Annotated in this window: 1 protein-coding gene; it reads right to left on the bottom strand. The window is 53.2% G+C overall.

All coding sequences use genetic code 11. The features are described from left to right. Positions 1–121: 121 nt before the first annotated feature. Positions 122–1,699, bottom strand: coding sequence for a SulP family inorganic anion transporter (locus B3P58_RS05900; protein ID WP_286716485.1), 1,578 nt, complete (start codon positions 1,697–1,699; stop codon positions 122–124). Positions 1,700–1,823 lie beyond the last annotated feature (124 nt).

The following is a 1,823-nucleotide window of genomic DNA, read 5'->3' on the forward strand; positions in this document are numbered from 1 at the left end:
GTTTCAGATTGAAAAACAGTAGTCTATGAATGCTACAGTTTGGAGTGAAACTATGTCACTCCAAACTGTGAGACAGCAGTGGCGTCAGCAGGCTTTTTTATGGTTTTAAACCAGCCTGATATCAGGCCAGCTCATCCACCGCAACGCGGTAATTTGGATCTTCAATCACGTTAACATCACACAGATTACCGGCTTTTTTCAGCATACTGCGGCACTCTTCACTTAAATGGCGCAGGTGTAGTTCTTTGCCAAGAGCCAGGTAGCGTTCAGCAATGCTGTCGATGGCTTCCAGCGCCGAGTGGTCGGCAACACGGGAGCTACGGAATTCAATAATAACTACATCCGGGTCATTTTCCGGCTCAAATAATTCTTTGAAATTTGCCACTGAGCCAAAGAATAACGGGCCAAATAATTCATACACTTTGGCACCATTTTCCTGAATGCGGGTACGGGCGCTGATGTGCTTGGCGTGCTCCCAGGCAAAGACCAGCGCTGCGACGATAACACCGACGATTACAGCAATAGCAAGATCGGTCACCACGGTCACGGCAGACACCAGAATCAGCACGAAGGCATCGTGCTTAGGTACTTTGCGCAGAATACGGAAGCTCGACCACTCGAAGGTGCCGATTACCACCATAAACATCACACCGATTAAAGCCGCAATCGGAATCTGTTCAATTAGCGGGCTGGCAAACAGAATAAAGCTGAGCAGGAACAGCGCCGCGGCAATGCCGGATAAACGGCCACGCCCACCGGAGCTGACGTTAATCATGCTCTGGCCGATCATGGCGCAACCACCCATACCACCAAAGAAACCGGTGACCACGTTGGCTGTTCCCTGCGCCACACATTCTTTATTGCCACGGCCACGGGTGTTAGTCATTTCGTCGATAACGGTGACGGTCAGCAAGGATTCAATCAGACCAATAGCCGCAAAAATCACTGAATACGGCAGGATAAACCACAGGGTATCAAGGGTCATCGGCACCACAGGTACGGCGAATTCAGGTAATCCGCCGGCAATACTGGCCAGATCGCCCACGGTTTTGGTATCCAGCTGCAGACCCCAGGCGGCCAGGCTGACCACCAGAATACCGGCCAGAGCCGATGGGACGGCTTTGGTCATTTTCGGCAGATAATGGGTAATAAACATGGTTGCCAGCACCAGTCCGAGCATCACATACAGCTCAGTTCCCTGCAGCCATACACCGTCGGTCCAGCCCCACTTCCCTTCCGGCGTGAAGGATTGCAGCTGCGGTAACTGCGCCAGAAAAATCACCAGCGCCAGACCATTCACAAAGCCCAGCATCACCGGGTACGGCACGATACGGATAAATTTACCCAGTTTCAGCGCACCGGCGGTTACCTGAATCATGCCCATCAGCACCACGGCCGCAAACAGATACTGCGGCCCCGAACCCGCACCGAAATCACGCTCGGCCTCCGCCACCAGCGATACCATCACCACCGCCAGTGCGCCGGTTGCGCCGGAAATCATGCCCGGACGGCCACCGATTAATGCGGTAATCAGGCCCACCATAAAGGCTGCATACAGACCGGTCAGCGGATGAACTCCCGCCACAAAAGCAAAAGCCACCGCTTCCGGTACCAGTGCCAGGGCAACGGTCAGGCCAGATAAGGTGTCATTTTTAACATTGGGGGAAAAGGTCTGCATAAACTCGCGCAGCAACAACATAATGCGGGTTTCTCCGGGCTGGGTTCAGAAAGCCGCGCACTATACCAGCCCATCAGGACATTTTCAGGTTTTCGCTTATTTTTTGTGCGTTTACCGGGCTGGCTGTCCACCTGACGGATATTTC

This window comes from Thalassolituus sp. UBA2009 (assembly GCF_002335285.1).
In the GTDB taxonomy this organism is placed as follows: domain Bacteria; phylum Pseudomonadota; class Gammaproteobacteria; order Pseudomonadales; family Oceanobacteraceae; genus Venatoribacter; species Venatoribacter alkanivorans.

Excerpts from the sequence above, each read along its gene's own strand:
- B3P58_RS05900 (WP_286716485.1), bottom strand. The coding sequence starts at position 1,699 with ATGTTGTTGCTGCGCGAGTTTATGCAGACCTTTTCCCCCAATGTTAAA.